Raw genomic sequence first — 25,270 nt, forward strand, 5'->3', positions numbered from 1 at the left:
TCGGCCAGAGCCGGCCACGCCGCCCGTCGACCGAGGAGATTTCCGGATGAACCGTCGTACCCGACGTCGCCGTCCCCACCGTCCACCCACCGCCGTGGCGTTGCTCGTCGGCGTCCTCACGCTGACCCTCGGCCTACCGGCCAGCGCCGCGTCCGCCGATCGGGCCGACCCTGTCCGCGGCCCCGCCAGCGGACCGACCGATGGTGGTCGCCCCGACGCCGTCCAACTCGAACATCTCGACCGCGGCCTGGTCGCCGCCACCACCCACCAGGGCGTCTTCCTCAGTTGGCGACTGCTCGGCCACGAGGCGACCAGATCCGGTGCCACCGGCATGACCGGTGCCGACTTCCACGTCTACCGGGACGGCCGGCGACTGGCGACCGTGACCGACAGCACCAACTACCTGGACACCGACCCCGTGACCGGCGCCGGCTACCAGGTCGCCGCCGTGGTCGACGGCGTCGAGGTCGACCGCAGCGGTCCGGCGCACCCGTGGTCGCAGGCCTACCTCGACCTGCCGCTGCGTCGGCCCGCCGACGGGGTCACCCCGGCCGGTGAGGCGTACACCTACTCCGCCAACGACATGAGCGTCGGCGACGTCGACGGCGACGGGCGGTACGAGTTCGTCGTCAAGTGGGATCCGTCCAACTCCAAGGACGTCTCTCAGGTCGGCTACACCGGACCGGTCTACCTCGACACGTACCGGCTGGACGGCACCCTGCTGCACCGCATCGACCTCGGGGTCAACATCCGGGCGGGCGCCCACTACACCCAGTTCCTGGTCTACGACTTCGACGGCGACGGCCGCTCGGAGATGATGCTGAAGACCGCCCCCGGCACCAGGACGATCAGCTACCGGCCCGACGGCCGGGTCGCCGACGAACGCTACGTCACCATCCCGGAATCCGACCGGCGGGCCGGCTACTCGCACCGCGACGACTACCGGATGTCCGCCGCCGACTACCACGACCACCTGGTCGACATGTTCCAGGGCTGGCACGCCCACCCGGAGGTGATCGCCGGCAACTGGCCGGCCACCCTGGAAGCGGCGTTCGGCATCGACCCGGCGTACGAGTATCCGCTGTCGCGGACCGACGCGCAGGCCCTCGCCGACCACTTCATCGACGTCTACGCCCCGGCCCGCAGCAGCCGCAACAACCTGCGTGCCTTTGAGGGCTTCATCGTCGACGGCCCCGAGTACCTCACCGTGTTCGACGGCGCCACCGGGCAAGAGCTGCAGACCGTCCGCTACCAGCCCGGTCGGCACGACGACGGCCTGATGTGGGGCGATTACGCGATGTCGCGGATCGAGCCGGGCAACCGGGTCGACCGGTTCCTCGCCGCGGTGGCCTACCTGGACGGCCGCCGTCCGTCGGCGGTCTTCGCCCGCGGCTACTACACCCGCTCCACCCTGGTCGCTTACGGGTGGGACGGGCGCAAGCTCACCGAGCAGTGGTACGTCGACAGCGGCTGGACGCCGATGACCAACCCGTTCAACGACTCGCCACACGGTCGCGACGGCACCGACGACGAGTTTGCCACCATCACCACCCAGGGGCAGCACTCGATCAGCGCGGCCGACGTCGACGGCGACGGCCGGCACGAGATCGTCTACGGCGCCGCCACCATCGACGACGACGGCAGCCTGCTGTACAGCGCGTTCGCGCAGCTGCCGCCGGGCAGCGCGGCCCCGGGCACCTTGGCCCGGCTCGGCCACGGCGACGCCATGCACGTCACCGACATCGACCCGCATCGCCCCGGCTTGGAGGCGTACCTGGTCTTCGAGGGCGGGCGGTGGGCGCCGTACGGGCACGGACTGCTCGACGCCGCCACCGGCGAAGTGATCTTCGGCGCCTACTCCGGAGTGGACACCGGCCGGGGCATGATCGGCGACATCGACCCGCAGCACCCCGGCCACGAGGCGTGGGCGGTCAGCGGACTCGGCCTGCACACCGCCGCCGGCGAGCCGCTCGGCTCACAGATCCCCGGCACCAACATGAGCATCCGGTGGGCGGCCGACGGCACCACCCAGATCGTCGACGGCGCGATCGACCAGACCCCGACCATCGACGACTGGCGCCGGGGTCGGCTGCTCACCGCCGAAGGCACCCGGACCAACAACTACACCAAGGGCAACCCGGGCCTGGTCGCCGACGTCCTCGGCGACTGGCGGGAGGAGCTACTGCTGCGTACGGTCGACAGCACCGCGATCCGGATCCACCTGAGCACCGAGGTGACCGATCGCAAGATGTACACCCTGATGCACGATCCGCAGTACCGCGCCGAGGTGGCTCGCCAGCAGACCACCTACAACCAGCCGTCGTACCCCGGCTTCTACCTGGCCGCCGACACCGACTTCGGAAAGGTGCCGGTGCCGGACCTCTGGGCACCGGGCAGCCTGCCCGCGCTGCGGACCGCGTACGACGGGTTCCGGCGCGACGGCGCGATCACCGGACCGATCACCCACCGGCTGTCCGCCGCGCTGCATCAGGCACAGTGGCACCTCGACCGGGGGCGCACCGGCCCGGCGACGCAGGCCCTGCAGCGCTTCGTGCACCATCTGGCGCATCCGCACCGGCGCGACCGTGTCGACCCGGCCGCCGCGGCCGCGCTGACCCACCGGGCCCGGACAGTCATCGGCATGCTCGGCTGACCACGACTCGACAGACCGGGAGCCGACCACGGGAGCTGACCGGCGGTGCGCGACGGGCCGAGCCCGTCGCGCACCGCCGGTGGCGGCTACCGGTAGGGTCGTCGCTCGTGGGAAGACTGTGGCAGGGCGTGACCGCGACCGTCGGCCGGCTGGCCAGTCAACGCGTACCGGCGCAACGGCGCCCGACGCCGGCCAAGCTGGCCCGCCGCCGGCAGGTGGCCGCGTTGCAACGGCGGCAGCTGTCGTACGCACCCGAGCTGGACGGGCACGCCGATCCCGGCGAGATCGTCTGGACCTGGGTGTCGTACGAGGAGGACCCCCGGCAGGGCAAGGACCGCCCAGTCCTGGTGGTGGGCCGGCGCAGCCGCACGCTGTTCGGGCTGATGCTGTCCAGCCAGTCCGACCGCGACGGGCAGCGGCACTGGCTGTCGCTAGGTACCTGGGGCGACGACAGCCGGCCGAGTTGGATCCGGCTCGACCGGGTGCTCACTATGCGGGAGGACAGCATCCGGCGTGAGGGTGCCATCCTCGATCGGGGCCGGTTCGACCGGGTGTGCCAGGCATTGCGGGCCGGTTACGGCTGGTCCTGACCGGGCTAACGCCCGGCGGTTGCCATGCTGGCCGCATGGTGACGGCATCATGAGGATCGTTCGGCTGGCGATTTTCATCACCGGCAGCTCCGGTGGGTTACGGACCGGGTAGGCCGCCTACTCGCCGAGCTCGCCCCGGACCGGCTGGAGGTCTCCGACCTCACCCGGTTCCGCGTACGACAGCGCCGGGCGTGGGCATCGAGCTGCCCGCGCCCGGCGTTGACTGGCGGATCAGGTGGTCAGCACCTGGCCCAGTCCAGGTTGAACAGGGTGTCGACGTTGCCTTCGGTCGTGGTCATCGACATGCTGGCCTGGCCGCTGGAGGTGCCGGCGTCCACTCGCAGTTCGGTGTTGATGTTCAGTACCCGCTGCTGCCCACAGGGGACGTACACCAGCACTGGTGCGTGGTCGGCAGTGGCCCAGAAGCCGTTGTACGGTCCGCCGAACGTGGCGTCGGTACGGCTGTTGTCGGACGAACCCTGCCAGTAGTAGTTCGTCTGCTGCCGGCCGGTCGCTCCACTGGGAATCCGGGCCCGACCCCGGTAGTCCGCGGTGGCGACCGCGAAGGTCCAGCCGGCCGGCACCTTGACGAGCACACCGAGTTGGCAGTTCTTCCGGCTGTCCGTCGGGTCGGCCCCGTCACCGACGGTGGCGAGGAAGTCGTAGTAGCGAATCCGGAAGCCGGTGTTGTCGGGGTTGGCAACGACCCTGGCCGTGCCGGGCGCGCAGCCTGAACCACTGGCGGCCACCACCTCCACGGTGATGTCGCTGTCCGGCAGGGCGCTCGACGTTGCCGGGGAGGCATGGGCCGGAGCGGTCAGAGTCAGCGCGAGAACCGTGCCGAGTGCGGCGGACAATCCGTGTCTCGCGCCGGTGAGGCTTCTTTTCATTCCGTTCCCCTCGGGGCTCAGGTTATGACGGCTGGGGCACACACGACTTTGCGGAACAACCGCGCCGTTGATCTTCGTCTGCTGGGCCCTTTGGATCATGGGGATTGGGTCCAGAGTGTTTCGGCGGGGCGTCCTGCGAAAAGATGATAGCGACGCGCGTCGATTCATGCAAGTATCTTCTAGCGTCGAAATGTTGATATTGATTCCGCCCAGGTTGCACGTGGTGTGTTCGTTCCGGTGAGATCAACTAGCCGGTCATGGGAGGCAGTTTGAACGACCTATAGGCATGTTGTGGGTGATTTGTGCGGTTGGCACGGTCGCCGCCTGCTCCGTCTGTTGGGTCGGTGGTTGGTGGCGAGATGGCGTGCGACCAATTTCTGGAAGCCACTTCAGGGAATTAAATTTACGTTGACAACGATCAATGCTTGTACGTAGATTGTTGCGCACGCATCGTCGCATCACACATCGGAGGAGGTTTCATGCGCAAACTGCTGACGCGTGGCGGCGTGGTGCTTGCGTTGCTCGCCTCATCGTTGATCTCGGGCGCACCCGCGTCTGCCAAGGGGATCCTGGATGACCCACCGGATGACCAGGTCGTGATCGACCTGGTCGCGATGGCGGGTTCCGGTTGTCGGCCAGGTACCGCCGACGTCGCCGTCTCGCCGGACAACACCGCCTTCACTGCCATCTACAGCGACTACCTGGTGCAGGCGGGTCCGGGTATCTCGGTCACCGAAGGTCGCCGGAACTGTCAGCTCAACGTGCTGGTGCACGCGCCGGCGGGCTACACCTTCGCGATCGTGAAGGTGGACTACCGCGGCTACGGGCTGCTCAGCCCGGGTGCCATCGCCACACAGCGGGCCAACTACTACTTCCAGGGAATGACTCAGGGCACCTTCAGCAACCATCCGATTCCGGCTCCGCTGGACGACAACTGGATGGTGAGCGACGAGGTGCCGATCGCCTCCGTGGTCTGGCATCCGTGTGGCGAGATCCGTAACCTCAACATCAACACCGAGTTGCGCCTGAGCAAGGGATCGTCGACGGACGTTAGCTTCCTGACCATGGACTCGACGGACGGCAGCATCGAGACGATGTACCACCTGGCCTGGCAGCCCTGCCCGTGAACTGACTCTCCCCGTAACCGATGACAGAGGGTGGCCGGCGCGACCGGCCACCCTCGACCGGGTTCATCCCCGGGGCCGCGCCGTCGTACCGGCCCAGCCCGACGGCCCCTACCGGGCCGTCGGTACGTACTCCGGTCACCGTCAAGGAACGGTCCTGCCACGACGACCCACCCGGCTGCTGGTCGGACTGCTGCTGCGGGCCGGCCGGCGGGTGCCGGCGCCGGGCCGACAAACTGGCGTACGCGAGCCCGGCGTCGGGGTAGAGCTGGCTGACCGGGGGCTTCCGAATCGATGGTCCAGCAGTGCGCCGGTTCACCCGGCCCGGCTCCGGCCCACCCATCGGACGGACACCGGGAGAGCAACGGCGGTCCGCGAGCAGACCAGGAGCCGGGCGGCCCAGGCCGCCCGGCTCCTGATCTGCTGTTACCTGCTGGTCAGGGCTGGCTACGCGGGCTGTCGGGGCCCAGCGTGTCGATGAACTCGTGCGGTCCGGTCACCTCGGACGCCGTCCGGGCCTGCTGCGCCCGGGCAGACATCCGCTCGGCCACGGTCCCCGCCGGCACTCCGGCGCGCTCGGCAGCGTCGACGACCTTCCCGTACGCCTGCTCGGCCAGGACCAGCGCACGCCGGTAGTCGTGCCGGGCGAGCGCGTGCTCGGCCGCACCGATCAGTCGGTCGGCCGCCCGCAGGTCCCGATGGGCCCGGCCGGGGTGCGGACCGTCCAGCACCGACTCGGCGAGCCGGTTTGCCGCCTCGTTGTACGTGGCGGTGAGGAACCGGTCGCTGTTGTCCCGGTCGAACTGGCTGAAGTCCCAGTTCAGGTCGATGTAGCTCATCATCGAGTTGACCTGGTCGCCGGACCAGGCGAAGAAGAAGTCGTCCTCCGGGCCGTAGTCGATGCCAGTTTCGCTGTCGTAACCGTCGTGCGGATGACTCATGCCCAGGTGGTGTCCCACCTCGTGGATCAGCGTGGTGGTCAGCCCGTAGCCGCTGTCGACAATCTCCGGGGAGACGAACGCGAAGACGTACGACTGCGTACCGTCGGTGTAGTTGTCGTCGGCGAAGCCCAGCGCCGGCACCGGGGTGCCGGCCGGCAACGCGTAGCTGAACACCGGTAGTTCGTAGTCGACCCGGTTCTGATCGTCGAGCACCCGGTCTAGTTCAAAACTGTTCTGCAGATAGAAGTTGGCGAACGGCGGGTAGCCCAGCTCCGGGTAGCAGGACTCGTCGTCGAGCAGCACGGCGTAGTAGCAGCGTTCGGCGTCACCTTCGAACGCGAGGTTCTGTCCGTCGTAGTCCAGCACGTTGCGCCACCGCAGTTCCCGCAACTCCAGCTGCAGTAGCTCCTCGTCGATGTAGCGGACCGAGGCGTTGACGCCGTCCCAGCCTTCGTAGACGTTGCTGTCGATGTTGATCGTCTTCGGCGGCGCGGCACTCGGCAGCTCCGCCGGGTACAGCGGCGACGTGGTGAACAGCAGGTTGATCGCCACGTAGCGGGTGATCAGAGCGAGATCGCCGGTGAGCGCTTCGGGGGAGCGGTAGCCGGCGGCGGCGTACTCCCAGACCGGCGGCATCCGGTAGTCCTCGATGCCGTTGCCGTCCAGATCGGGAGCGTCGACGTTCCAGTTCTCGGTCCACGACTCCGGCCCGGCCGACAGGTCGTGGAACCACACCCGGCGGGTGGAACCGAGACCGTTCTCCTCGTCGTCGGCGGTGGTGCCGCCCCACGCGGAGATCTTCCGGCTGTCCCGCTCAGCGCCGAAGTTGTGCCCGGTGTCCGGATCAGGTTCGTCGGTTTTGGTGTAGACGTGGAATTTGAAGTCCGACCGGCCGAACCAGTTGATGAAGAATATGGTGTTGCGTCGGGTGTCGACGCCGGCCGGTGGGTTGAGGGCCAGCCACCGCTCCACGCTCGGTGCGTCGATGTGGTGGTTGTCGGTGATCGTGGCGACGTTGCCCTGCTGCTCGTTGTAGAGCTCCTGGTAGGCGGTGAGCGGTGCAGGCGTGGCCAGCCGCTGCAACTCGGCGAAGAACCGGTCCTCGTACCGCTTGTTCGCGTACCGGAGGTGGTAGTCGTAGGTGTAGGTCAGGCCCAGCTTCTCGACCTGGTCGTACCACAGCCGGGAGCGGACCACCGGCTCGTAGCGCTGTGGCAGTTCGTCGAGGTACGCCGACCGGTCCACCTGCGTCCGGCTGTAGCCGAGGAAGACCACGTTCACCGGAACCTTCTCGGTGAGCGCCGGCGCGCCGCCCGGATCAAGATGCGAGAAGTGCGGCGTCGCCGCCTGGCTGGCCGGTGCCGCGGCGACGAGCATCAGTAGTGCCGCCGCCGCCGCTGTCAGGGTTGCCGCTGTGGACCTCGTCGTTGTCCTTGTCGACATTCAGTTTCCCTCCATAGACGACAGGTGGTCGCCGGTTCGGTCAGCCACCCGTGGCAGGGGCGTTTGCCCTCCGCTGTGGACACGGTGTCATCGATCATCAGCGCTGTAAATCCGTCGCCGGTAGAACCTGACGAACCCGCCGGGGGTGTGTGCCCGGTCGGTTGAACCGGGCATCCGTCGGAGCCGTATCCCGGGTTGACGGCGGGCGGTCCGCTGGGTACGGCGATTCGGGAGGCCACGTGGGGGAGCGGGAGCTGGGGCTGCGGCGGGTAACAATGATCACCGGCGGGCTGGCCGTGGCGAGCATCGCCGGCACGCTCGGCGTCGCTGTGGTGGCGCACGCCGATCACACGGCGGACCAGGACGCGAACACTCCGGCGGACAGCGTGCAGGGCGAAACCGCGCCGCAGCCGGCCGGTGTCGACGGGCAACCCGCCCCGGGTCTGGCGGGTACCGATCCGGCGGCGACGGCCGGCGACGGACAACCTGCCCCGGACGGCGCGACCGAGCCGGACCAGCCGGTCGGCCAGGCCCCGCCGACGGCGGAGTTTCCGCCGGTGACCGGCGGTGGTGGCGAACCCGGCCAGGCCACCTCCGGCGGGTCGTGAGGCGATGCCGCTGCTGGAGACCATCCCGGTCGGGCCGGACTGCGCGCAGTGGCAGGTGTGGGGGACGCTGGCCCGGGTGGTGGTGAGCGACCCTGCGGCGGTGCCGGCGGCCCGAACGATCGTCGACGACGTGCTGGCCGCCGTCGACACCGCCTGCAGCCGGTTCCGCGCCGACTCCGAACTGGTCCGGGCATGCCGCAGCGGAGGAACGCCGGTACGGATCAGCCCGCTGCTCGCCGGCCTGGTGTCGGTGGCGCTGCGGGCGGCCCGCGAGACCGACGGCGACGTCGACCCGACCGTCGGGTCGACGCTGTGCCGGCTGGGCTACGACGAGGATCTGCGCTGGGTGACCCTGCATGGCCGGCCCGCCGTGGCGCGGACCGTCCTGCCGGCCGCGGATTGGCGTCAGGTCCGGCTCGACGGGACCGAACTGACCGTACCGGACGGGGTGCAGCTGGACCTGGGCGCGACCGCAAAGGCCTGGGCAGCCGATCGCTGTGCTCGGGACGTCGCCCGCCGGTGCCGGGTCGGTGTGCTGGTCGCCCTCGGCGGCGACATCGCCACTGCGGGGCCGGCCCCGGACGAGCGTTGGCGGATCCGGGTGCAGGACCGTCCGTCGGATCCGGCGTGCGTGATCGGTCTGCCGGCCGGTGGCGCGGTGGCCACCTCGAGCACGGTGAGCCGGCAGTGGACCGCCGGAGACGCCACGATGCACCACATCGTCAACCCCCGCACCGGTACGCCGACGGGCCGGGTGTGGCGCAGCGTCTCCGTGGCGGCGTACAGCTGCGTGCGGGCGAACACGCTGAGCACCGCGGCGCTGGTGCGCGGTGCGGCCGCCGATCGGTGGCTCGCAGGTCTCGGGGCACCGGCCCGGCTGGTGGCCGGGGACGGCACGGTGCGGACCGTCGGAGGCTGGTCCGCGGAGGAGGAGACACAGTGACGGAGGCAGGGTGGTTCGTCGCGCGCGGCACCGGGGTGACGGCGCTCGTCCTGTTGTCGGTGGTCGTGGTGCTGGGAGTGGGCAGCCGGTCGGGCCGGCCGGTGTTCGGGCTGCCCCGGTTTGCGGTGAGCCTGGTCCACCGCAACGCGGCGCTGCTGGCGGTTGGGCTGCTGACGGTCCACGTGGTCACATTGCTCTTCGACCCGTACGCCAAGCTCCGGGTGTACGACCTGTTCGTGCCGTTCGGCGCCGAGTACCGTCCGCTGTACATGGGGCTGGGCACGCTCGCCAGTGACGTGATGCTGGTGCTGGTGGTGACCAGTCTGCTGCGTCGGCGGATCGAGGTGCGGTTGTGGCGGGCGCTGCACTGGCTGGCGTACGCCGCCTGGCCGGCGGCGCTCGGCCACTCGGTCGGAACCGGTACGGACAGCGGCCAGACCTGGATGGTGGCGGTCAACGCCGGATGTCTGGCGGCTGTGCTGGGCGCGCTCGGTTGGCGCCTGCTGCTGTGGGTGCGGCCCCGGTCGCGACGGCGGGCCACCGACGACGCTCCCCGACCCGGGGGGCGGGCCCCCGGCGGATCGCACCGGCGGTCGGGACCCACAACCGACGAGGCAGCCGTCCGCCCGCCGACCGACTGGCTGCCCGCCGATCCGCCAGGCGACCGCGCGCCTGTCTGGTACCCACCTGCCGCTCTCGCCGGGTACCCACCCGCCGGCTACCAACCTGCCGGGTACCAGCCGACCGGGCCGATGTGGGACCGGCCGCCTGCGGCGGCAGGTCAGGCAGAGCACCCGGTCGGTTCCTACGGAGGCGGCCGGGCCGCCTCCGTACCGTCCAGCCTGCTGGACATGTACCGCAAGCCGGGATCGGTCTCCCAGCCGGCGGACCCGCCGGGCTGGCTGCCCGACGCTGACGCCGATGGTGACTTCGTCGCCCGGCGACCACCCGAGGCCGGTGCCATCCCGCCGTCCGGTGACTCCGACGGCTATCGGATTGCGGGCCAGCGTTCCGGCCCTCAGGGCGGGGTGAGAGCCCGGACACGTCCCGCATGATCGCCTCAATGCGGGCCGGGTGCCGATCGCCGAACACCTCGTGCGAAACTCCGTCACGAAGACCAAGTGGGCATGCATCGCGAAACGCAATGTCTGCCGGTACGGATGCCTTCGTGTTCAGCCATAGACCTACACGGTACGTGTAACTCGTGCAGCTCTGTCCTTCAGCTTCAGGGCGGATAGGATGCCAGCGTGAAGAGGATCCACACCCGGGCTCACCGGGTGACGTCGTTAGGAGTGACGACAGGTGAACGATCCGCACGGTGCACGGTTGCAGATTGACTGGGCTCGCTGTGACGGTCGGGGTCTCTGCATCGAGCTGCTGCCCGAGCTGCTGATCCGTGACGACTGGGGCTTTCCGATCTCCCGGGACGGCAGCCGGGAGCCGGCGGTGCCTGCGGAGCTGCGCCGGCACGCCGACCGTGCCGTGGCGAACTGCCCGGAGCTCGCGTTGCGGTTGACCTCCGCCCAGCCGGCGCGTCGGCGACCCTGACCGGTTCTGCCGTCGGCGCCGCTGACCGCGTGCCGCTGTCGCCGCGCTGACCCACACGTACCGCCGCCGTCCTTCCCTGGTCGACAGGCGTCTAGCATGGGCAGGCCTCGTCGGTCGCGGCGTGGCGAGCAAGCCAAGGACACGACCTTGACATCTTCCTCTGCTGAAGCGGGGAGATTCGACTCTCACGGGTCGAATCTCCTGCCGTCACCGGAAAGGCAACGTGGACGTCGATGCGCTCCGGCGGCGAGTCGACTCTCCCTGCCCTGCTCCGCAGGAGTCCGTATCCTCCCCTGCCTGAAAGGCCGCAGTATCCACGGAAGGCATCTGATGACCAACGACGACGTCCGGCAGCCCTGGCTGCGCCCGGTTCTCAGCCTCGCGGAACACGCTGCGGGCGTTCGGCGCGGCGAGCTGTTCGACCGTGCCGGCTGTGTCATCGTGCCGGGCCGGCGACTCGGGCAGCTGGTAGGTGGACGTCCGCCGGGTGTTACCACCCGGCAATGGAGTGTGGCCACTCGGGCGCGGTTCGATTTCGTGGTCTGTGCTGCCGACGACTACCGTCCGGTCTTCGTGGCCGACTTCGTCGACCCCGCCGACCGGACCGCAGAGCAGCGACGCGACGAACGAATGACCGACGCCGTGTGCGAAGCGGTGGGCCTGGCGGTGCTGCGGGTCGAGTCGGCGGCGTTGACGGCGACCGGTCCGGGCCGGCGGGTGGTGGAGTACGTGCTCGACGCACGAACGTTCCAGCAGAGCGCGGCCGGGTTGTGGTCCGGCGAGATCGTCGGGGAAATCAGCTACCGGGACATCGTCGGCCGGTTGCCAGACGGTCGGACCGGCCGGGTCAATGATCTGGGCGCGGTGGCCCGCGTCCGGGCAGTGGAGGCCTTCGTCAGCCGGCAGCTGTCCGATCCGCTCCTACGTGGCCTGCACCTCGAATGGAAGGACGGCGGCGCAGAGGGCTGGGCCTGGCTGACTGCCGGCGAGGGTGGGCTGCTGTTCGAAAGGGTACGGATCTGGCCGCACCGGCTGCACTTCGGGATAGCGCCCGGACGATTCGCTGAAGACCTGGCGGCGGCGGCCGTCGGGGAGCGGTTGACGACACTGGAACTCAGTGAGCCGCAGTTGTGTAAGCGTCACGAGCTGGCCGGCGAGTTGCGGGCCTTGCTGTCCCGCCGTGCCGAGATGAGTGGCGAGTTCGCGTTCGACCATGTGTCGTTCGACTGATCGCGTGCCTCCCGGCCATCTGGCCGATGGGGCGGTGGCGCCGGCGGATGTCCGCCCTTCCGCTGGACAAAATCGTCCGGCGGTGCCGCCGGCGCCGATAACCTAGCTGCCCGAGTGACGCGTGGGCAACTCTGCCGGGAATGTGACCGACGGGTGGTCAGCCCTTGTGGTACGCGGCGATCACGTTTGCCGGGATGCGGCCGCGTTCGGAGACCGGGTAGCCGTTCTTAGCTGCCCATTCGCGGATGGCGCGGTTCTGCTCGCGGTCGGAGCGGGCCGGCGCGGCCGAGTAGCTCCCGCGGCCGCCCCGGCCGCCGGCGCTGCTGCGGCTCACCCGGGTGCCGGCGGCGATGTACGTGTCCAGGGCTTTGCGCAGCTTGCCGGCGTTCTTCTCGGACAGATCTATGGTGTAAGTGACACCGTCCAGCGAGAACTCGACCGTCCGGTCGGCCTCGCTGCCGTCGAGGTCGTCGGTCAGCAGAGTAATAACTTTCTTGGCCACAGATGCTCACTCCTCGGGATACGGCCGTGTTCGGAATTGAGTCTGACGCATTGGCCATCGATTCCGCAACACTTCGGCCATTGTCGGTGGTCAGGCGGTCGGCGTTCGCCGGCTCCGGATCTCGATCCGGACACCATTTGGCGCTGGCCAGGGGGCGGTCGGTCGAGGAAAACCGGCATCCGGGCGCGGGGGTCAATGCCTGCCCGGCGGGGTCACTGATCATCTGGTCCGCCGGCACTGGCCGCCCACACCACGTGGGATGGCCCACAATCCATTACCGAACCGACGGCAGCTCTCTAGGATAGAGGAGCAGTGACGATCGCCTGGTTCAGGCGACGACCGCAGGAGCGGTGAGCGTCCGGTTCGGATGCTCGGTAGCTGCCGTTTGATGGACGTGGGTGCCGGCTGCGGTGATCACCGCAGCCGGCGCTCATGTGCGATCCCTGCCGTCGAATTGCGCGGACAGCGGTCGGCCCCGCTGAGTTCACTCAGCGGGGCCGTGACGGTCGACCGACCCGGGTGGGTCAGCGGAGCCAGGCGTTGCGCCGTACCAGCGGCAGGTTCCGCCACCAGCTGGCAAGACCGTACCGAAAACCGGCGCCCGTCGCGGCCAGACCGAGCAGCACCAGGCCGTAGACTAGGTGGTCGTCCAGGAACGGGTTGGTGGCGATCGGCAGCGACGCCAGCCACATCAGGGTCAGCAACAACGAGCCGGATACTGCGGCGACCCACATTCCGACGCCGAGGATCAACGCCACGCCGATGCCGAGCAGGCCGACCATGAACAACCAGTCGGCCCAGGCCTGACCGGCCATGCCGCTGAAGAATCCGCTGAACGGGCCCTCCACGTTGCTGAGGTACCCGGTGGTCGGGGATCCGCCATTGATCCAGGCTCGCTCACTGGGGGTCGACTTGCCAAGACCGGCGAGTTTGTCGAGGAAAGCCCAGAGAAAGACGAATCCGAGGGCCAGTCTGGTCACTGCCCAGACGACCTCGCCGAACCGGGTCTCGGCTGGCGTGGCGGCGAATCCCCTGTCGGTGGTGGCTGGTGCCGGGTGTGTGGTGCCTGCCATCTCGATCCCTCCCCTGTCGTTGACCGGTGTCGGTGTCCGGCGCTCTCTCCGACACATCGATTGTCAGGGGATTTCCCGGCAGGGCGGCAGGGCCGGAAGTCCCGCCGGCCGGTGCCGGAGGTCGGTCGGGCCGGCGGCTATCAGGGGCGGCTATCCGACTGCAGCCGACCGGCGCGAGTAATCCCGGGCGTGTTCCAGCAGCTTCACCAGGACCTCCTTGCCGGACTGCCGTTGCCGGGCGTCGCAGAGCACCACCGGCACGTCCGGATCGAGGTTCAGCGCCAACTGGACCTCGCCGAGCGCGTACTGCCGGGCACCGTCGAAGCAGTTGACCGCGACGATGAACGGGGTTCCCCGCTGCTCGAAGTAGTCGATGGACGGAAAACAGTCGGCCAGCCGCCGGGTATCGGCGAGAACCACTGCTCCGAGCGCGCCCGTCGCGAGCTCGTCCCAGACGAAGAGGAAGCGCTCCTGGCCGGGGGTGCCGAACAGGTAGAGAACCAGGTCCTCGCTGATGGTGATTCGGCCGAAGTCCATCGCCACCGTGGTGGTGGACTTCTCCTCCACGCCGGAGACGTCGTCGACGGCGACCCCGACCTCGGTGAGCAGTTCCTCGGTGCGCAGTGGCCGGGTTTCACTGACCGAACCGACCAGGGTCGTCTTGCCCACCCCGAAGCCGCCGGCGATGAGCACCTTCACCGCGGTCGGCGCGATCGGCCTGGTGCCGGCCGGATCAGAGCGCTCGTAGTCCATTGATAACCGCCTCGAATACGCTGTCGTCAGTCGGGTTCGACGCCGAACGGGGTTCCTGTACCTCGACCAGTGCGTGTTCGAGCAGGTCGCCGAGGAGGACTCGGACGGTGCCGAGGGGCAGATCCAGGTAGGCCGCGACCTCGGCCACCGACAGCGGCTCGCGGCAGCGGTCCAGGATCGCCAGGTGCTCCGGGCCGAGACCGGCTTCCCCCGGTGGGGTCCGTGGCCTGGCCAGCACCAACGAGATGAGGTCGAACCGGCCGCGGCGTGGCCGGGTGCGGCCGCCGGTCATCGCGTACGGCCGGACCACCGGCCCGGCGTGGTCGTCGATCCACCGGTCCTCACCGGATTCGTCGGACTGGCTCATCGTCGCCGGGTCACTTCTCTGTGTGGTTCTCGGCCGGGCGGGTGCGGGAGGCCAGGTACTTGCCGGCCCTGGTCACCAGCATCGCCATCTCGTAGGCGATCAGTCCCACGTCGGTCTCCTCGCTGGCCAGTACGGCGAGACAGGCACCATGCCCGGCCGCCGTGACGAACAGGAACGAGGACTCCATCTCGATGATGGTCTGTCGTACCGGTCCACCATGGAACCGTTTGCCGGCGCCGCGGGCGAGGCTCTGGATTCCGGCGGCCAGTGCTGCGAGGTGCTCGCCGTCGTCGCGTCCCAGGCCGGCCGAGGCGGCCATCAACAGGCCGTCCACGGAAAGCACGATCGCATGCTCGGCCTGCTTGACCCGACCGACCAGATCGTCGAGCAACCAGGTGAGGTCCGCGATCGAGGCGGTCTGCTGCATCAGTGGTTCTCCTGTTCGTGCCAGCCCTAGCGCTGAGGCTCACGCCGATGGTGGGTTCCGGTCGTCGCTGACCGGTGCGGTGGCCGGTGACTGTCCTTGCGGCGCCGTCGCAGAGTCCTCGGGCGGCGGCGCGTCGGGCAGTCGTGCCGCGTCCGATCGACCTTGCCTCGTTCCGCTCTGGTATGCGCTCATCATCCGTAGTACCTGCTCGGCCGGGCGGGCAGGGGGATCGGCCGGCTCGCCGTCCGGGTGCCGGTCCCGCTGCGACCTGTCGGGCCGGTTCGCACCCGGTCCACCGGCGGATCCGGCGGCTGCGGAGCGTACCCGGACCGGTAGCCCGGACGGGGTGTACGTCGAGGTGTGTGGCCCGGCTGGCGGGGCGGCCCGGACGCGGTCAGGCTGGGGCTCGGGCTCCACCGGCCCGGCCGGACGTCCCGCCGGTGCGGCCGTCGCCGGTGTGTCGCCGTCCGGTGCCGGTCCGGGCTCGGAGCGGGCGGTGGCGGCCACCGGGGCGACCGCCCGCACGGTGGAATGCCGCTCGGCGGCCCGACCCGGGCCGGCTGCGGCCGCCAAGGGCAGCGTATCGATGGTGTCGGAGGTAGCAGGCACCGTCGCTGGGAGCCGGCCGCTGGAGCGCAGATCCGGGTCGGTGGCTTCGTCGCCCGGCACCACCAGTTCCCGTGGGATCAGCACGACAGCGGTGGATCCGCCGTACGGCGACTCCTTCAGGTGCACCCGGATGCCGGTGCGTTCGGTCAGCCGGCTGACCACGAACAGGCCGAGCCGGACGGTGCTGGACAACCGGAACTCCGGATGCTCGGTGATCCGTTCGTTTGCGGCGGCTCGCTCGTCGTCGCTCATGCCCAGCCCGCGGTCCTCGATCTCCACCACGTAGCCGTTGGCGACGAACTGTCCCTTGACCTGGACGGTGGTGTGCGGCGGGGAGAACGACAACGCGTTCTCGATGAGTTCGGCGAGCAGGTGGATCACGTCGGCGACGGCCCGGCCGGCCAACGAGACCTGCCCGATCGGAGCGACGGTCACCCGGGTGTAGTCCTCGACCTCGGCGATGGCACCCCGGACTACGTCCACCATCGGCACGTCGCGGCGCCAGGTCCGGCCGGGGGTCGAGCCGGAGAGCACGATCAGATTCTCTGCGTTGCGCCGCATCCGGGTGGCCAGGTGGTCGACCCGGAAGAGCTCCTCCAACTTGTCCGCGTCCTCCTCCCGGCGTTCCATCGAGTCGAGCAGGGTGAGCTGCCGGTGGACCAGCGCCTGGGTCCGGCGGGCCAGGCTGAGGAACACGTCGCGTACGCTGCGCCGCAGCTCGGCCTGTTCCACGGCGGTGCGCACGGCGGTTTCCTGCACCCGGTTGAACGCGCGGCCCACTTGCCCGATCTCGTCGTTGCCGAACTCCAGCGGCGGTGCCTCGGCCGCCACGTCGACCTCCTCGCCCCGGCCGAGCCGGTCGACCACGCCCGGCAGCCGATCCTCGGCCAGCCGGTGCGCCGCGTCCCGGAGCCGTTCGAGCTGGGCGACGATCGCCCGCGCGGTGGTGATCGACATGATGATCGACGCGACGACCGCGAGCATGCCGAGACCGGCCGCGAGTAGCAGCCGGAGCAGTACCAGCAGGGCCACCGGCACGGCTCGGTCGACGAGGTCGTCGCCGCCGGCCAGCACGATCGTGCGTAGATCGGACATGGTCGTGTCGGTCGCGGGCCGCCACTGCGCCTCGGTCAACGGTGCCGACGAGGAGGACGGCCCGCTCGCGACGATCCGCTGCTGAGCGTTCCGGAAACGTTTGTAGCTGTCGCTGTCGACCAGTTCCGCGTACCGGGCCCGGTCCGGTTCCGGCAGGTTCACCACGGTGGCGTTGACGAGGAATTCCTGTGCGCCGACCAGCTGTACGAACCGGGTGTGCTCGGCCGCGGTGAACCGCTTCGCGACGATCACACCGGCGATCAGCGCATCCTGCTGGGCGACCAGTTCCTGACTCCGGTTGAGATCGGTCAGGGTCGCCGTGTCGTCGGCGATGTCGCGTTCGTCGAGATTGCCCAGCGCACCGAACAGTTGGAAGAACGCGGCGATCGTGTTGGTGTAGTCCTCGTGTGCGCTGCCCCGGTCGACTTCCCGTGCCTCGACGGCGTCGCGGGTGACACGCAGCTCGGTCAGCCACTGCACGGTGTCGGCGACCTGCTGTTCCAGCTCGGCGCCGGCCGCGAGGTCCGCCCACCAGTGCTGGGCGGATGCCCGGAATTCGTCCGCGAGCCGTTCGTTCGCCTCGCGCAGCTCGACCAGTTCGCTGCGGCGTTCGTCGGTCGGCCCGGCCAGGTATGCCATCGCCAGGCGCCGCTCGGACTGCAGCCCGAGCAGCAGCGGCTCGCTCGGCTGGTAGATCTGGCTGTCGTAGGTCTGCACCCACAATAAATTCAGGCCGTCGCGCAGGGTCACCCATGCGGCGAATGCCCACAGCGCGCTGAGCGACAGCAGCAGCGCGACAATCTTGGTACGCAGGTGAAATCCGCGTGACACCATTACACCGTCCCCGGCCTGACCTGCGAATGTCTCGTCATCTGCCTGCTACTCCTGGCCGTACATGCGCGGACCGCGCCGCGCCTGTTCATGAGCGCATGGGCACGGCGCACGCTAGCAGCGTCGCGGTCCGGTGCTCAAGCGTGCCTGTTGGAGCCGGTGACGCGTGCCCGGTGAACGAGTTTGCCGGCGGCCACGATCTCTGCCGCGACCACTGTGATCGGTTGGTAGAGGTCCTTGTCGTGCCAGAGGGCCGGCCCCTGGTCGGCGGTGGACGGTACGAGATGGGCGGCACCCCGGCGGGCGGCCCGTAGCATCCGGTCACTGGGCGGGTCGGTGGTGGCGAGCAGGATCCGTACCGCGTACGCGGTCTCTTCGGCGGTGCCGTGCCAGCGCCCCCAGGAGCCGTCCGGCCGTTGGGTACGCAGCACCCAGTCCACCGCCCGCAGCACGGCGGCTGCCGGCCGGGCCCCGGTGCCGGCGGCGGACAACGCCAACGCGCAGGCGGCGGACAACGCCAACGCGCAGGCGGCGGTCGCGTAGTACGGCGAGGCGTGCCAGCGGTCCTGCCAGGAGCCGTCGGGTTGCTGCTGGTCGCACAGCCAGGTGCTGATCGACCGGCGGAGTACATCCAGGTCGGCGGCGCGCCGGCCACCCCCGACCGCCTGAAGGGTGTCGAGGGCGTGCGCGTTGGTGGTCACCGAGGCGCCGTCCTCACCCGGCCAGGTGGCAATGTGGTCGCCGGCCCGGAAATCGAGCAGCACCGCCGGATCGGCTGGCTGTCCGAGCAGCGCGAGACAGTGCAGGACCACGGCGGTGGTGTCGGCGTCCGGCGGCAGGCCCGCCCCGGTCGCCGCACCGGCCGGGGTGAGCGCCGCACGCAGGGATCCCGGCAGTTCGGGCGGCACCAGCATGGCGACGTCGGCGCGCAGCAGGGTGGTCAGGGCCCAAGCCCGCTCGAACACGGCGACGGGCGTGGCACACGGCACCGGACCGTCGTGTTCGCGTACCACCGTTTCCAGGTAGCGGCGCGCGGGCACCGGGTCGATTTCGGTGCGGATCGGGTCGATGGTGGCGAGCCAGGCCGCGGTGGCGGCCGGCGAACCGCCGACCGTGCCGGCCCGTCGGCCCGTCCCGGATCCCGTGAGCGGGTGTGCCGGCACGGGCGCCACCACTGGACGGCTCAGCGGCGCCGCCTGGTGGGCGAAGGTCTCGTACGCGTGCAGCAGCTTTGTCGGCACCGGCCGGCCACCGGCGGACAGCCGGCGTACCGCGTCCAGCCGGCCGGAGTCGAGTTCACCCCGCAGCCGTAGTAGGGCGTCGGGCGCCGGGTCGTTCGCGGGCGGGCCGGGGCGGTGCCGTAGCCGTTGGTTGATCCGGTCGACCAGCGCCGGCACGATCAGGTCGACGGCGGGGGTGTCGGGCAGTGTCCCGCCGGTCGTCGCGGCGAGGATCCGGTGCGCGGCGGTCAGCCCCCGCATCGTCGCGTCGGGCAGCGGCGTGGCGGTGGACCGGACCGCCGCCGGTACGGCCGCGACGCCGAGCAGCGCCTCGACGGCGCTCAACGTCGGGACCAGCGCGTAGCCGCCCGGACCGCCCCAGCTGCCGTCCGGCTGCTGGCTGGCCAGCAGATGTCGCACCCGAGTCCGGTGCCCGGTCAGCCAGGGGGCGAGGCTGACCAGGCGGGCTGTCTCGTAGACGGAGACGTCGGTGTGGCCCCAGGGCTGACCGGGCAGCCGGTCCACGACTTCCTGCGCGGCCCGGTCCCAACTGTCTGTGACGGGGCCGGCGTACCGTCGGGCACGGCCTGGGACCGGGCCGGTCGTGGCGGGCCCGCCACTGGGCGCGGCCCGGCTTCCGGTGACCGTCACAGCTCGCCCCAGAAGTCGGTGACCCGGTAGAAGCCGCTGGTGTATCCCAGCTGCCGGGACAGGTAGGCGGCCTGGTTGGGGCAGCGGATCTCCAACGGCCGCAGCAGGTCGCGACACCGGTCCACCAGATGTCCGATCTGGTCCTCCACGACACCCCGGTCGGCGGTCACCAGCAGCGCGTTGAGGTCACCCCAGGTGGTGTCCCGCCTGATCGAGGCGAGGTCGTTGACCAGTCGGAGCACCCGCTGCACCTCCCGACTGACGGTGATCAGCTCGGTCAGGTGCGCGAGCGTCGGGCCGTCACCCAGACGCAGCCAGTGCGTCGCGTTGACGAAGGTCGATCCAAAGTTGTCGGCGTTGTCGAGGTAGTCGGCGAAGGTCGGGCCGGCTTCCGCCGGGGCGGTGCGGCGGGCCGCCTTCCACCGCCATTCCCGGTGCATGGCGGTGAGCGTCCGGTCCAGCTCGGCCCACCAGCGGTCCCGTCGGGCGGCGAAGGCGGGTGCCTGGTCGAGTTCGGCGACGAGGTCGGCGAGGAATCGGCCGAGTTCGTCGTCGGGTCCGGCCGCGGCGCCGTGCGCCACCGCACGGCACCGGTCGACGAGGGCGACGATCTCGTCGTCAGTCGTGGCCCGGTAGTCGATCAACCAGTCGGCGGCGAACACCCACAGCGCGGCCCGGTTGGCCAGCCGTAGCTGCTCCGGGGTGCACCAGGGCGCGGCGAACGCGGTGGCCAGCGAGATCGCGGCGCTGACCGCCGGGTCGAACGGGCGGGCCGGGAACAGACCGGGGTAGGCCCGGGTGTGTTCAGCCAGGTCACGCTGACCGTGGATCGCGATCGCGCAGATCCGGCCGTTCTCGGCCGCGCTGTGCAGGTTCGCTGCGGCCGATGAGGACATCGAGTGCATCAGACCGTCCGGGAGAGGGCAGCAGGTTCCATCCGGACCCGTACCGGTGCGTCGGTCCGTACCGACGCACCGGCCTGCGGCGTGGGCAGCCGTCCGTCCGTCACCCGCACCCGGAACCGGCTGAGGACCGTGGCGACGATCAGCGACGCCTCCAGGTAGAACAGGTGCTGGCCGAGGCACTGGTGCGGCCCGCCGCCGAACGGGAAGTGAGCGTACCGCTGCCGGCGCCGTGCCGCCGCCGACGGACCGGTACCGGGGTCTTCCGTACCGTCGGGGTCGAACCGGTCGGGGTCGAACCGCTCCGGGTCCGGCCAGACCGTGGGCAACCGGTGGGTCAGGTACGGGCTCGCCACCAGTTGCGCGCCCGCCTCGATGCGGACCCCGTCGATCACGTCGGCGGCGAGCGCGGTACGTGGGATCAGCCAGGCCACCGGGTACAGCCGCAGCAACTCGTCCAGCACCATCCGGGTGTAGCGCAGCCGGGGCAGGTGGTCGCGGCGGACCGGTCCGCCGCCGACCACCTCGTCGATCTCCCGCTGCAGCCGGTCGGCAACCGCCGGGAGGCGGTGCAGCAGCGGCCAGAGCCAGGTCAGTACGCCGTAGGTGGTTTCGGTGCTGGTGGCGAACATGGCCACCGTGTCGTTGCGGATCTGCGCCTCGTCGAAGGCCCGGCCGTCACGGTCGCGGGCCCGGACCAGGGTCCCGACGACGTCGTCGGTGTCGTCGCCGTCGGCCCGGGCCTGTCGTACCACCGGCAGCACGATCTCGTCGATGGTCCGTACGGCCTGACGGAACGCGCGGTCGCGGGGCAGCGGGACCGAGTTGGGCACGAATGGCAGGAGCAGCCTCGGCAGTACGGCGGTGGCGATGGTGTCCTGGGCTGCGGCGATCCGCAGCGCCTGATCGGTGGTGAACCGGTCGGCGAACATGACCCGGACGATGGCGCGGCAGACCAGCCGGGCCAGTTCGGCGCCGATGTCGACGGTGTGTCCGTGCCGGGCCGCGTCGGCCAGCGGCCCGGTCGCGTCCGCGATCGCCGTGGCCAGGTCGTCGGTGAGGGCGTCCAGCCGTCGTGCGGTGAACAGCGGCTGCAGCGTACGGCGGCTGTCCGACCAGACCGGACCTTCGCTGAGGATGCCGTCGCCGAACAACCGCAGGATGGGCCGCCAGAGCAGGCCACGGCCGTCGCGCAGGTAGTTGGTCGCGTTGTCCCGCAGCACGTGCGCCACCTGAGCGGGATCACTGACCAGGTAGAGCCGGGCCGGTCCGGCGGACAGCCGGACGATGCCGCCGTCGGCGTCGGCGGTGAGCCCGACGAGGGTCCGCAGCGGGTCGCGGACCAGCCCGGGCAGGACGCGTAGCGCCGCGACCGAACGCATCGGGGCGGAAGAGGCACCCGGTCGGGGTGTTCGACCCGTCATGCTGTCACCCTGCACACGATCTCCGTTCCGCCACCTGACCGCAGGGGTCCACCGGGTCGACTAGTGACTGATTGAAAGCATAGGACGACGTTCGGCTGATCATGCCATGACGAACACGGCCAATCTAGGTTCATAGATGTTAAATTCTCCCTTGGTGCGCACACTTTTCGGCGCGCCAGCCGTCCGGTCGTCTGCGCCGGCATTCGACATGGCCTGGTGTGGTATGAGTGCACGGTGACCCAGACGCAGCCCGGCACCGGTGCCGACGACCCGAAGCCGAGCCCCCGACGGGCGTCCGGCTGGCCCTATCTGGTGGAGTTGATCGCACTCTGCGGGCTCGTGGTGGCCCAGCCGCTGCTCGACGTGATCGGTCGCAGCCCGGACTTCTTCTTCTTTCACGGTGCCGGACCGGCCGCCGTTCTCACCCTGGTCGCGGTGATCGTGCTGGTTCCGCCGGTGCTGTTGTGGGGTCTCGGCTGGCTGGCCGGGCTGGCCGGGGCGACGGTCCGGCGGTGGACCCATCTGGCCCAGCTCGGCGGTCTGACCGTGTTGTTCATCGTGCAGATCGGAAAGACGCTGATCGATGTGCGGGGCCCGCTGCTGGTGGTGCTCGCCGTCGTCGTCGCCACCGTGTTGCTCGCGGGGTTCGCCAGGTCGACGGTCGCCCGGCAGGTACTGCGGGTCGCCGCGGTCGGTCCGCTGGCGTTCGTGCTGCTGTTCGTCTTCGCCTCGCCGTCGTCGGCGGTGCTGCTCGGCCGGGGGGCGTCCGGCGCGCCGGTGCGCAGCATCGGTCCGCATCCGCCGGTCGTCATGATCATCCTCGATGAGTTCCCGCTGGTGTCGCTGCTCGACGAGCAGGGTGAGATCGACGCCGAGCTGGTGCCGAACTTTGCCCGGCTGGCGGCCGGCTCGACCTGGTACCGCAACGCCACCACGGTGAGCGGCAAGACCGTCAACGCGGTGCCGGCGATGCTGACCGGACGGTACCCGACCGGGGAGTTGACACCGCACTACTCACAGCACCCGGACAACCTGTTCACCCTGCTCGGACCGGCCTACCAGATCGAGGCCTGGGAGAACGTCACCCAGCTCTGCCCGCCGCAGCACTGTCGGGGACGTCCCGGGCAGGACCGGGGCAGCCTGCCGGTGATGCTGCGGGAAACCGCGGCACTGTACGGCCAGTTGATCTCCCCGGACGATTCGCTGGACGACCCGGCGGCGAGTTTCCGCGAACCGACGGTGGCCGACGACATTCGGGCCAACGACAAGTCCCCGGACGCCGGCCCCGGGTTTCGGATGAGCCGGTTGAAGGAGAACCAGCCGGCCAGGTTCACCGGGTTCCTCGATTCGCTGCAACCCCGGGACACCCCGACGCTGCACTTTCTGCACCTGCTGATGCCCCATTCGCCGTGGACCTATCTGCCGAGTGGGATGCGGTACGACGGTCCGGGCGGGCTGCCGTACGACGGACCCTGGTGGGCCCGGCTCACCCATCAGCGGCATCTGCAGCAGGTCGGCTACACGGATCTGCTGATCGGCGAGGCGTTGCGCACGCTGCGCGCGAACGGCCTCTACGACGACGCGCTGATCGTGGTGACCTCCGACCACGGCGGCAGCTTCAGCGAGGGGATCGCCGGCCGGGAGATGGACGACCAGTTCGCCGCCGCCGCCGAGCTCGCCTGGGTGCCGCTGTTCGTCAAGGAACCCGGCCAACAGGTTGGACGGATTGACGATAGTAACTGGGAGCAGGTCGACCTGCTGCCGACCGTCGCCGACCACGCCGGGGTGCAGGTGCCGTGGCGTACCGACGGCATCTCCGCGCTGCGCGGCGAACGGGAGACTACCGACAAGCGGTTCGACCCGCGACCAGGCGAGCCGGTGACGATCGACGGCCCGGTCCACTTCGCCGCCGTACGGGCGGGTGCCAGCGCCCGGCCGGTGTTCCCGCCGCTGCCGGCGGCCGACCTGATCGGCGCGGCGGTCGACGATCTGGCCGTGGTCGGCACCGGCCCGCCGGCGACCGTGACGAATCTGTCCGAGTACCAGGACGTCCGGGCGGAGCGCGGCAAGATCCCGGCGCTGGTGCACGGCACCCTGCCGGAGTCGGTGCCGGTCGGCGCCCCGCTCGCGGTCGCGCTGAACGGGCGGGTCGGCACCGTGGTTCAGGCGGCGCGCGACGGTGCCGGGCAGCTCCGGTTCGTCGGGCTGATCCCGGACGAGCGGCTGTTCGTCGCGGGCTCCAACCAGTTGGAGCTGTTCCTGGTCGTCGACCCGGCGGATCCGGTCGATGACGACCGGTCCGGTGCGGCGGCGACCGTTCGTCGCCTGCCCACCACCGGCTGATCCGAGCTGCCCGCCCACCTGCGGACGGTCCACCCGATGGATCGTGTCCAGCTCAGGCTTAGCGGAGCCGGCTGCTGGGTATGTGTCTGCCGACAGCACGCGCCGGAACCGTCGATACGGCACCAGCCAGGGTCGATGTCGGCGCGACGTGCGGGTGCCGACGCCGGACCGAAGGAGGCGACCATGGTCGGCAGGATGATCAAGCGTTGGGCGGTCGTCGCGGTCGCCGTGCCGCTGGCGGCGGCCGGGGCGCGCAAGCTCAGCTCGGTGGTGGAGTCCCGCAAGGGGCCGTCGCGCACCTCGAACCTGCTGCGGCGGGCGGGGGACGCGCTGCACCGGAACAAGCGGCACCGCTAACGGCGGCGAGCCGCGACAGGTTGCCCGGTTCGCAGCGCGGTTGGGTCCGTCGCTGCCGAACCGGGCCTCCGCCGGTCGAAGCCGGGCCTCCGCCGGCCCAGGGAACGACCGGCGGAGGCCCGAGGGTCAGGCCGGGCAGCTGCCGGCCGCCCGGCGCTTCTCGATCGCGTCGGCGGCGCCCGAGGCGTACTCGACGAGCACGCCGCCGCCCGGGTCGAACCGCCAGGTGTCCTGCACCAGCCGCAGTGAGCTGTTGCCCACGGTGTCCTCGCGGCGCCAGGTCAGGTCGACGGCCGTCTCGTCGACCGGTGTGACCTCCTGCAGCTGGAACTCGACGCCGTCCTGCACCGGGCACGTCTCGTTGGTCTCGACGAACACGTCCTCCGGAACCGACTGTTGGGCCTCGGTGGTCCACAGCCGCCAGGCACCCGACCAGTCGCCGCCAGCGATCAGGTCGAACTCCTGCTGAGCGACATTGAGCGCCTCGGCGACGTTGACCTGGATCGGCTCGCGGGTCTCGGTCGGCGTGTCGACGCCCGGGACCGACGGGGTGCCGGGGGACCCCGTCGGGGGCGGGGTGCAGCCGGCGACGAGTGTCAGGGCGGCCACCCCGACGAGTACGCTCGCGGTAGAGCGGCGCATGACTGTTCCTCCTCTCGGTGCGCCTCCGGCAGGGGACGGCTTTGGGAGCGCTACCAGAGGTCAATCTGGCAGCTTAGGCCCAGCATCAACTTTTGTCGATCACC

Annotated in this window: 22 protein-coding genes; 10 read left to right on the forward strand and 12 right to left on the reverse strand. The window is 70.2% G+C overall.

The features are described 5' to 3' along the window. Positions 1-46 precede the first annotated feature (46 nt). A complete protein-coding gene (locus ACFHWS_RS12855; RefSeq protein ID WP_416568257.1) occupies positions 47-2,653 on the forward strand; it encodes a rhamnogalacturonan lyase in 2,607 nt (868 codons plus the stop codon). 107 nt (positions 2,654-2,760) lie between these two features. Beyond that, positions 2,761-3,243: a type II toxin-antitoxin system PemK/MazF family toxin gene (locus tag ACFHWS_RS12860; RefSeq protein ID WP_416554255.1), complete on the forward strand. Its 483-nt coding sequence runs from the start codon at positions 2,761-2,763 to the stop codon at positions 3,241-3,243. Between the two features lie 239 nt (positions 3,244-3,482). Here the strand turns inward: ACFHWS_RS12860 and ACFHWS_RS12865 are convergent, their stop codons facing one another. After that, positions 3,483-4,133: a DUF4360 domain-containing protein gene (locus ACFHWS_RS12865; protein ID WP_416554257.1), complete on the reverse strand. Its 651-nt coding sequence runs from the start codon at positions 4,131-4,133 to the stop codon at positions 3,483-3,485. A gap of 479 nt (positions 4,134-4,612) precedes the next feature. Between ACFHWS_RS12865 and ACFHWS_RS12870 the strand changes: the two genes are divergently transcribed. After that, positions 4,613-5,260 carry a DUF4360 domain-containing protein gene (locus tag ACFHWS_RS12870; RefSeq protein ID WP_416554259.1) on the forward strand — a complete coding sequence of 216 codons (648 nt, stop codon included), beginning with the start codon at positions 4,613-4,615 and terminating at the stop codon, positions 5,258-5,260. Between the two features lie 434 nt (positions 5,261-5,694). On the opposite strand, the gene ACFHWS_RS12875 is transcribed toward ACFHWS_RS12870, so the two are convergent. Continuing rightward, a complete protein-coding gene (locus ACFHWS_RS12875; RefSeq protein WP_416554261.1) occupies positions 5,695-7,641 on the reverse strand; it encodes a hypothetical protein in 1,947 nt (648 codons plus the stop codon). 239 nt (positions 7,642-7,880) lie between these two features. Here ACFHWS_RS12875 and ACFHWS_RS12880 point away from each other — a divergent pair, with 239 nt between their 5' ends. From ACFHWS_RS12880 to ACFHWS_RS12900, 5 genes are all read left to right on the forward strand, one after another. After that, positions 7,881-8,249: a hypothetical protein gene (locus tag ACFHWS_RS12880; protein WP_416554263.1), complete on the forward strand. Its 369-nt coding sequence runs from the start codon at positions 7,881-7,883 to the stop codon at positions 8,247-8,249. A 4-nt stretch (positions 8,250-8,253) separates the two neighbouring features. After that, a complete protein-coding gene (locus tag ACFHWS_RS12885; RefSeq protein WP_416554265.1) occupies positions 8,254-9,192 on the forward strand; it encodes an FAD:protein FMN transferase in 939 nt (312 codons plus the stop codon). After that, positions 9,189-10,247, forward strand: coding sequence for a ferric reductase-like transmembrane domain-containing protein (locus ACFHWS_RS12890; protein ID WP_416554267.1), 1,059 nt, complete (start codon positions 9,189-9,191; stop codon positions 10,245-10,247). The genes ACFHWS_RS12885 and ACFHWS_RS12890 overlap by 4 nt, the downstream gene beginning before the upstream one ends. Positions 10,248-10,494: 247 nt before the next feature. After that, positions 10,495-10,740, forward strand: coding sequence for a ferredoxin (locus ACFHWS_RS12895; RefSeq protein ID WP_416554269.1), 246 nt, complete (start codon positions 10,495-10,497; stop codon positions 10,738-10,740). A gap of 330 nt (positions 10,741-11,070) precedes the next feature. Beyond that, positions 11,071-11,970, forward strand: a complete 900-nt coding sequence (locus ACFHWS_RS12900; RefSeq protein ID WP_416554271.1) for a DUF2726 domain-containing protein — start codon at positions 11,071-11,073, stop codon at positions 11,968-11,970. Between the two features lie 157 nt (positions 11,971-12,127). Here ACFHWS_RS12900 and ACFHWS_RS12905 read toward each other — a convergent pair whose 3' ends face one another. The 9 genes from ACFHWS_RS12905 to ACFHWS_RS12945 form a co-directional block, all read right to left on the reverse strand. Beyond that, on the reverse strand, positions 12,128-12,472 hold the full coding sequence (locus ACFHWS_RS12905; RefSeq protein ID WP_282230225.1) for a histone-like nucleoid-structuring protein Lsr2: 345 nt from the start codon (positions 12,470-12,472) through the stop codon (positions 12,128-12,130). Positions 12,473-12,996: 524 nt separating this feature from the next. Beyond that, complete coding sequence (locus ACFHWS_RS12910; RefSeq protein WP_416554273.1) at positions 12,997-13,545, reverse strand: hypothetical protein; 549 nt, start codon at positions 13,543-13,545, stop codon at positions 12,997-12,999. Between the two features lie 150 nt (positions 13,546-13,695). Next, complete coding sequence (locus ACFHWS_RS12915; RefSeq protein WP_416568258.1) at positions 13,696-14,298, reverse strand: GTP-binding protein; 603 nt, start codon at positions 14,296-14,298, stop codon at positions 13,696-13,698. Next, entirely contained in the window at positions 14,279-14,665 is a 387-nt protein-coding gene (locus ACFHWS_RS12920; protein ID WP_123600961.1) for a DUF742 domain-containing protein, read from the reverse strand. Before ACFHWS_RS12920 ends, ACFHWS_RS12915 begins: the two co-directional genes overlap by 20 nt. Before the next feature lie 10 nt (positions 14,666-14,675). Next, entirely contained in the window at positions 14,676-15,092 is a 417-nt protein-coding gene (locus ACFHWS_RS12925) for a roadblock/LC7 domain-containing protein (RefSeq protein WP_416554277.1), read from the reverse strand. Positions 15,093-15,131: 39 nt separating this feature from the next. Beyond that, positions 15,132-17,630, reverse strand: coding sequence for a nitrate- and nitrite sensing domain-containing protein (locus ACFHWS_RS12930; protein ID WP_416568259.1), 2,499 nt, complete (start codon positions 17,628-17,630; stop codon positions 15,132-15,134). 134 nt (positions 17,631-17,764) lie between these two features. Beyond that, complete coding sequence (locus ACFHWS_RS12935) at positions 17,765-19,372, reverse strand: prenyltransferase/squalene oxidase repeat-containing protein (RefSeq protein WP_416568260.1); 1,608 nt, start codon at positions 19,370-19,372, stop codon at positions 17,765-17,767. A gap of 122 nt (positions 19,373-19,494) precedes the next feature. Next, positions 19,495-20,394: a terpene synthase family protein gene (locus ACFHWS_RS12940; protein ID WP_416554283.1), complete on the reverse strand. Its 900-nt coding sequence runs from the start codon at positions 20,392-20,394 to the stop codon at positions 19,495-19,497. Positions 20,395-20,402: 8 nt separating this feature from the next. After that, positions 20,403-21,824, reverse strand: a complete 1,422-nt coding sequence (locus ACFHWS_RS12945; RefSeq protein ID WP_416568261.1) for a cytochrome P450 — start codon at positions 21,822-21,824, stop codon at positions 20,403-20,405. A gap of 234 nt (positions 21,825-22,058) precedes the next feature. Between ACFHWS_RS12945 and ACFHWS_RS12950 the strand changes: the two genes are divergently transcribed. Together ACFHWS_RS12950 and ACFHWS_RS12955 are read left to right on the forward strand one after the other, a co-directional pair. Then, positions 22,059-24,167, forward strand: coding sequence for a sulfatase-like hydrolase/transferase (locus tag ACFHWS_RS12950; RefSeq protein WP_416568262.1), 2,109 nt, complete (start codon positions 22,059-22,061; stop codon positions 24,165-24,167). A 183-nt stretch (positions 24,168-24,350) separates the two neighbouring features. Beyond that, the gene (locus ACFHWS_RS12955; protein WP_416554289.1) at positions 24,351-24,524 is read left to right on the forward strand and encodes a hypothetical protein; all 174 of its coding nucleotides are present in this window, start codon (positions 24,351-24,353) and stop codon (positions 24,522-24,524) included. Between the two features lie 126 nt (positions 24,525-24,650). On the opposite strand, the gene ACFHWS_RS12960 is transcribed toward ACFHWS_RS12955, so the two are convergent. Continuing rightward, complete coding sequence (locus ACFHWS_RS12960; RefSeq protein ID WP_416554291.1) at positions 24,651-25,166, reverse strand: hypothetical protein; 516 nt, start codon at positions 25,164-25,166, stop codon at positions 24,651-24,653. Between the last annotated feature and the right edge of the window lie 104 nt (positions 25,167-25,270).

It is taken from the genome of Micromonospora sp. LOL_013 (genome assembly GCF_048060315.1).
Taxonomy (GTDB): domain Bacteria; phylum Actinomycetota; class Actinomycetes; order Mycobacteriales; family Micromonosporaceae; genus Micromonospora_E.